This window comes from Streptomyces sp. (genome assembly GCF_031178505.1).
Classification (GTDB): Bacteria; Actinomycetota; Actinomycetes; order Streptomycetales; family Streptomycetaceae; genus Streptomyces; species Streptomyces gulbargensis.
This window is the reverse complement of the sequence record NZ_JAPSIW010000376.1, coordinates 1-6,687: the sequence shown is the minus strand read 5'-3', so window position 1 is coordinate 6,687 and position 6,687 is coordinate 1. Positions and strand designations below refer to the sequence as shown.

The 6,687-nt window shown below is 74.5% G+C and carries 7 protein-coding genes; 6 read left to right on the top strand and 1 reads right to left on the bottom strand.

Annotation, left to right across the window (positions count from 1 at the left end; translation table 11 throughout):
- From RIF68_RS22530 to cseC, 6 genes are all read left to right on the top strand, one after another.
- The coding region (locus RIF68_RS22530; protein WP_375165732.1) for a phosphatase PAP2 family protein at positions 1-701 on the top strand (701 nt) is incomplete at its 5' end.
- Between the two features lie 33 nt (positions 702-734).
- A complete protein-coding gene (locus RIF68_RS22525; RefSeq protein WP_309053100.1) occupies positions 735-1,805 on the top strand; it encodes an A/G-specific adenine glycosylase in 1,071 nt (356 codons plus the stop codon).
- A 216-nt stretch (positions 1,806-2,021) separates the two neighbouring features.
- The gene (locus RIF68_RS22520; RefSeq protein WP_309053099.1) at positions 2,022-2,597 is read left to right on the top strand and encodes a SigE family RNA polymerase sigma factor; all 576 of its coding nucleotides are present in this window, start codon (positions 2,022-2,024) and stop codon (positions 2,595-2,597) included.
- A gap of 119 nt (positions 2,598-2,716) precedes the next feature.
- A complete protein-coding gene (locus RIF68_RS22515; protein ID WP_375165141.1) occupies positions 2,717-3,412 on the top strand; it encodes a hypothetical protein in 696 nt (231 codons plus the stop codon).
- A gap of 104 nt (positions 3,413-3,516) precedes the next feature.
- Positions 3,517-4,221 (top strand): two-component system response regulator CseB, encoded by a 705-nt coding sequence (gene cseB / locus RIF68_RS22510; protein WP_309053097.1) that lies wholly within the window; start codon positions 3,517-3,519, stop codon positions 4,219-4,221.
- A 7-nt stretch (positions 4,222-4,228) separates the two neighbouring features.
- Positions 4,229-5,545 carry a two-component system sensor histidine kinase CseC gene (gene cseC, locus RIF68_RS22505; RefSeq protein WP_309053096.1) on the top strand — a complete coding sequence of 439 codons (1,317 nt, stop codon included), beginning with the start codon at positions 4,229-4,231 and terminating at the stop codon, positions 5,543-5,545.
- Between the two features lie 124 nt (positions 5,546-5,669).
- Here cseC and RIF68_RS22500 read toward each other — a convergent pair.
- Positions 5,670-6,687, bottom strand: a 1,018-nt coding sequence (locus RIF68_RS22500; RefSeq protein WP_309053095.1) for an MFS transporter, incomplete at its 5' end; no start/stop codon positions are given.

Below are 6,687 nucleotides of genomic sequence, written 5' to 3'. Positions count from 1 at the left end.
GATTCCGGTTAGCGTCATGCACCATGGACAACCTCCTCGACCTCTCCGACCGGCTGTATCTCGACGTCGCCGACTTCGCCCACTCCACCCCGCACTGGTTCCAGTGGCTCGCGGAGGTGTGGACGGAACTGGGGCTGCTCCTCTTCGGCGCCCTGTTCCTGGCCGGCTGGTGGCGCTCCCGTGACCGGTCCGGCGAGGCCATGGCCCTCGCCCTGCTCGCCCCGCTGGCCACCGCCTTCGGGTACGTCGTGAGCGAGGGCCTGAAGTCGCTGATCGACGAGGAGCGCCCGTGCCGCGCGGTCGTGGGCGCACCCGCGCCGCTCGTCGACTGCCCGGTGTACGGCGACTGGTCCTTCCCCAGCAACCACTCGGCCATCGCGGGCGCCGCAGCGCTCGCCCTCGCCCTCTCCTGGCGCGGCATGGCCTGGCTGACCGTCCCGATGGCCCTGCTCATGGCCTTCTCGCGGGTCTTCGTCGGCGTCCACTACCCGCACGACGTGACCGCCGGCCTGCTGCTCGGGGCGCTCATCGCGGTTCTCTTCATGCAGGCGGCCCGGCGCCCGACGCGGTCCCTGGTCGAGACGGCACGGTCGAGCCGCAGCTCGTTGGTGGTGTGGTGCGCCGGCCGCGGGCCCGCGACCCCGGCGCACGCCGCCGCGCACTCCGCGCGCCGCCCCCGCGCGCGCCACGGCGCGTACTGATCGCGCGCCGGTCGTGCCAGGATCGGGGGTGCCATGACTTCCACCGATGCCCCCACCGCCTCCGGCGCCCCCTCCATCCCCACCGTCCCGCCCGCGCCCGCCGCCTCCCCGTCCTCCGCCGTCCCCTCCTCCCCGCCGGCCGGCCCCCCGGCCGCCGGGGACACCGGGGCGGCCGGCGGGACGACGGGCACGGCCGCAGGGGCGGGCGGGACCGCCGGACCCGATGTCGTCCCCGCCGAGCTGCACGGTCCCGTCCTCGCCTGGTTCGACCGGCACGCCCGCGACCTGCCCTGGCGCCGCCCCGAGGCCGGCGCCTGGGGCGTGATGGTCAGCGAGTTCATGCTCCAGCAGACCCCGGTGGTCCGGGTCCTCCCGGTGTACGAGCAGTGGCTCGCCCGCTGGCCCCGCCCCGCCGACCTGGCGGCCGAGGCCCCCGGCGAGGCGGTCCGCGCGTGGGGCAGGCTCGGCTACCCGCGCCGCGCGCTGCGGCTGCACGCGGCGGCCGTGGCCATAACGGAACGGCACGGCGGCGACGTACCGAGCGATCACGCCCAGCTCCTCGCGCTGCCGGGCATCGGCGAGTACACCGCGGCGGCCGTGGCCTCCTTCGCGTACGGGCAGCGCCACCCGGTCCTCGACACCAATGTGCGCAGGGTCTTCGCCCGCGCGGCGACCGGTGTGCAGTACCCGCCGAACGCCACCACGGCCGCCGAGCGGCGGCTCGCCCGCGCGCTGCTGCCCGAGGACGAGTCCACGGCGGCCCGCTGGGCCGCGGCCTCCATGGAGCTGGGCGCCCTGGTGTGCACGGCGAAGAACGAGGACTGCGGGCGCTGCCCGATCGCGGCGCGGTGCGTGTGGCGGCTCGCGGGGAAGCCGGCGCACGACGGGCCACCGCGCCGCGGCCAGACGTACGCGGGCACCGACCGTCAGGTGCGCGGGCGGCTCCTCGCCGTCCTGCGGGAGAGCCGGGAGCCGGTCGCGCAGGCGGCCCTGGACCGGGTCTGGGACGAGCCGGTGCAGCGGGCCCGGGCGCTGGACGGCCTGGTCGCGGACGGCCTGGTCGAACCCCTGGACGACGGCCGGTACCGCCTGCCGCTCTCCTGAGGGGTCCGGGCCGCTCCGGCTGCCCGAGGGTCCGGGCCCCTCGCGGCTTCTGACGCCCCGGACCGTTCCCGTCCCCTGCGGCCCCGGCTGTTACACAACCGATGGGTAGCCGTGCGTCCACCGACGGCTGCCCCGCACAGCCCCGTGACAACTCCTCCGTAGCGTCGTCGCCGACACGAGGGAACAAGCAGGTCACGGGGATCGGAGGCGGTTCGGATGAGGCACGGCGAGGTGCTCGACTTCGAGGAGTACGTACGCACGCGGCAGGACGCGCTGCTGCGCAGCGCCCGCCGACTCGTCCCGGACCCGGTCGACGCCCAGGACCTGCTCCAGACCGCGCTGGCCCGGACGTACGGCCGCTGGGACGGCATCGCCGACAAGTCCCTCGCCGACGCCTACCTGCGCCGGGTGATGATCAACACCCGGACCGAGTGGTGGCGCGCGCGCAAGCTGGAGGAGGTCCCCACCGAGCAGCTGCCCGACGGCAGCGTGGACGACCCCACCGAGCAGCACGCCGACCGCGCCCTGCTGATGGACGTCCTGAAGGTCCTCGCCCCCAAGCAGCGGAGCGTCGTCGTCCTGCGCCACTGGGAACAGATGAGCACGGAGGAGACGGCGGCGGCGCTCGGCATGTCGACGGGTACCGTGAAGTCGACGCTCCACCGGGCGCTCGCGCGGCTCCGCCAGGAGCTGGAGCGCCGTGACCTGGACGCCCGCGCGCAGGGCGGGGCCGGGGAGCGGACGAGGACCGTACGGGGTGACGAGGGAGGGCGGGAGCGGTGCGCGGCCTAGACGGCGAAGCCGGCGGCAGAGGCGGAGCCGGCGGCGGACGCGGCGGTGACGGCCCCGGCGACGGTGGACGCGGCGGGCGCGGAACCGGCGAGGGCCCTGGATCCGGCGACGGGCCGGCGGTGCGTGGGGCGGGCGGTGGTGACCGGTACGGGACCGGTGGCCGCCGCCGTCGGCGTACGGTGCGGGCGGCGGGTTTCACGGCGGTGGCCGGGCTCGTCGCCGCCGGCCTGTCCCTGGCCGCCTGCTCCACCGGCGGCACCGGTTCGCGCGACGAGGGCGCGGCCCGCTCCGACGAGGGCGCCACGGCCGCGTCGCCGCCCTCCCCCACGGCGGGCGACGGTCCGGGCCCGGCCGAGCGGGTGAACCCGATCACCCTGCTCAAGAACGACCCGAAGATCGGCGAGCGGCTGAAGGCCGACCTGAAGCCGTGCGTCGCGGACGCCTACCCGGTGGACGCCTCCTACGGCAATCTGACCGGCTCCGCCGCCCCGGACGTCGTCGTCAACGTGATGACCTGCGGGGACGCCGTCGGCATCGGCACGTACGTGTACCGGAAGCAGAGCGACCGGTACGAGAACGTGTTCATGGCCGAGGACGCGGCGGTCTACGCGACGATCGACCGGGGCGACCTGATCGTCACGAAGCAGGTGTACGCGAAGGGTGATCCGGTCGCCTACCCGTCGGGCGAGGACGTGATCACGTACCGCTGGACGGGCAACAGGTTCACGCAGCACGACTGGGTCCACAACGACTACAGCCGGGCCCTGGGTGACGGCGGCGCCGAGCCCGAGCCGGCCGAGCCCGGGACGGGCTGAGCCGGAGCCGAGCCCCGAACCCCGCCCGCCTTCCCGCTCCCCCGGAGCGGACCCTGCCGGTCCGCTCCCCTCCCCGTTCGAGAGACCTTCGAAGGACACGCACGATGGCCGAAACCCATGTCCTCTTCGTCGAGGACGACGACGTCATCCGCGAGGCCACCCAGCTGGCCCTGGAGCGGGACGGCTTCCGGGTCACGGCCATGCCGGACGGACTCTCCGGCCTCGACGCCTTCCGGGCCCACCGTCCGGACATCGCCCTGCTCGACGTGATGCTGCCCGGCATGGACGGCGTGAGCCTCTGCCGCCGCATCCGCGACGAGTCGACCGTCCCGGTGATCATGCTGTCCGCCCGCGCCGACTCGATCGACGTCGTGCTCGGTCTGGAGGCGGGGGCCGACGACTACGTCACCAAGCCCTTCGACGGGGCCGTGCTGATGGCCCGTATCCGGGCCGTACTGCGCCGCTTCGGCCACGCGGGCGGCCCCGCGGGCGCCGAGCGCGAGGACGGGGCGGCGGACGGCGGCGGCCTGCTCGTCTTCGGGGACCTGGAGGTCGACACCGAGGGCATGGAGGTCCGCAGGGGTGGGGCACCGGTGGCGCTCACGCCGACCGAGATGCGGCTGCTCCTGGAGTTCTCCTCGGCTCCCGGCACCGTCCTGTCCCGGGACAAGCTCCTGGAGCGGGTGTGGGACTACGGCTGGGGCGGCGACACCCGTGTCGTCGACGTCCATGTGCAGCGGCTGCGCGCCAAGATCGGCCAGGACCGGATCGAGACGGTCCGCGGCTTCGGCTACAAGCTCAGGGGCTGACCGACCGGTGGGACGCTTCCGCCTCCGTACCGGCGTCCGCTGGAAGATCGCCGTCGCCATCTCGGCCGTCAGCGCGCTCATCGCGGTCACGCTGAGCGTGGTCGTGCACAACGCGGCCCGCATCTCGATGCTGGACAACGCGCGCGAGGTGCAGATGGAGCGGCTCCTCTTCGCCCAGCGGATGTACGAGACCTCCAAGCCGAAGGAACCCCGCTTCGGCACCAAGATCAACGACCCGGCGCTGCCGCCGCAGCTCGACCAGCTGATGCGGGACCGGCGGCGCGGCACGTTCGTGCAGGAGCACCGGCACGGCGGACCGCCCGACGTGTGGGCCGCCGTGCCCCTGGCCAACGGTGACGTGCTCTCGCTGCACATCCCCTTCGCCGACCGCAGCGCGCGGATCATGGAGGATCTGGACCGGGCCCTCGTCATCGGGTCGGTGACGGTCGTCCTCGGCGGCTGCGCGGGCGGCATCCTCATCGGCGCCCAGCTCTCACGGCGGCTGCGGAAGGCGGCCGCCGCGGCCGGGCGGGTCGCCCAGGGCAACACCGACGTGCGGGTGCGGGAGGCCGTGGGCGGGGTCGTACGGGACGAGACCGACGACCTGGCCTGGGCGATCGACGCGCTCACCGACGCCCTGCACGAGCGGATCGAGGCCGAGCGGCGGGTGACGGCGGACATCGCGCACGAGCTGCGGACCCCGGTGACCGGGCTGCTCACGGCCGCCGAGCTGCTGCCGCCGGGCCGGCCCTCGGAGCTCGTACGGGACCGGGCGCAGGCGATGCGGACGCTGGTCGAGGACGTTCTGGAGGTGGCCCGGCTCGACGGGGCCTCGGAGCGGGCCGAGCTCCAGGAGATCGCCCTCGGGGAGTTCGTGGCGCGGCGGGTGCGGACGCTGGATCCGGCGGTCGTCGTGCGGGTCGTCCACGAGTCGTGGGTGAACACCGATCCGCGGCGCCTGGAGCGGATCCTCGGCAATCTGCTGGCCAACGCGGCCCGGCACGGGAAGCCGCCGGTGGAGGTCACCGTCGAGGGCCGGGTGGTACGGGTCCGCGACCACGGGCCCGGGTTCCCCGAGGCGCTCCTGAAGGAGGGCCCGAGCCGCTTCCGTACGGGGGCGAGCGACCGCGCCGGACGCGGGCACGGCCTGGGCCTGACCATCGCCGCCGGCCAGGCGCGGGTCCTGGGGGCCCGGCTGACCTTCCGGAACGTGGCGGCGGAGGGGACGCCCGAGGGGGTCGGCGGGGCCATCGCGGTGCTGTGGCTGCCGGACCACGCGCCGACGAACACGGGGAGCTTCCCGGTGCTGCGGTTCCCGGACTGAGGACCGGGCCGGGTGGTGGCGGGGGGGTACGCCGGGGGCCGGGCCCTGGGAAGGACCCGGCCCCCGGCCGTACCGCCGCTCGGGCCGGCCGTTCGCCGTGGCGACCGCGGCCGGCCCGTACCGCTCAGACCGTCTCGGCGACCTTGGCCGCCCCGTCGCCCGTCCCCTCCGGCCCGGCGGGCTTCCGCTCCGCGGCGGCCGGTCCGGCGCCCCGCAGCGCCACCTCCTTGACGAAGAAGGCGAGGACGAATCCCAGGACGGCGACGGCGGAGCCGACCAGGAAGGCGGAGTGGGTGCCCGCCGCCACCGCGTACTGGTAGGCCTCGCGCAGCGCCGCCGGCAGCTTCGCCAGGCTCGCCGCGTCGAGCTGGGCGGTCCGTTCGGTGAGCGCGGAGCCGCCCCGCGCCGCCATCTCGTCCTGGACGCGGCCGGTGAACAGCGCGCCCATGATCGCGACGCCGAAGGAGGAGCCGAGCGTCCGGAAGAGCGTGGTCGAGCTGGACGCGACGCCCATGTCCTTCATCTCGACGCTGTTCTGCGCCACGAGCATCGTGATCTGCATCAGGAAGCCCATGCCGGCGCCGAGGAGCGCCATGTAGACGCCGGACACGAGGCGGGAGGTACCGGTGTCCATCTGGGCCAGCAGGAAGAGGCCGACCACCATGAGCGCGCCGCCCGCGATGGGGAAGGCCTTGTACTTGCCGGTGCTGGTGGTGAACCGGCCGACGAGCAGCGAGACGACCATCATCGACAGCAGCATCGGCAGGAGCAGCAGGCCGGAGTTGGTCGCGGAGGCGCCCTGCACCGACTGCTGGAAGATCGGCAGGTAGAGGACCGCGCCGAACATCACGAAGCCGGTGATGAAGCCGATGAGGGACATGAGGGTGAAGTTGCGGCTGCGGAAGATGTGCAGCGGCATGATCGGGTCGCTCGCCCGGGTCTCCACGTACAGGAAGACGGCGAGGGCGGCGACACCGGCGGCGGAGAGGCCGACGATGGTGGCCGAACCCCACGCGTACTCGGTGCCGCCCCAGGTGGTGACGAGGACGATCGCCGTGATGCCGACGGTCAGCAGGCCGGCGCCGAGGAAGTCGATCCGGGTGCCGGTCGCGCGCCGCTTCTTCGGCAGGTGCAGCACGGCG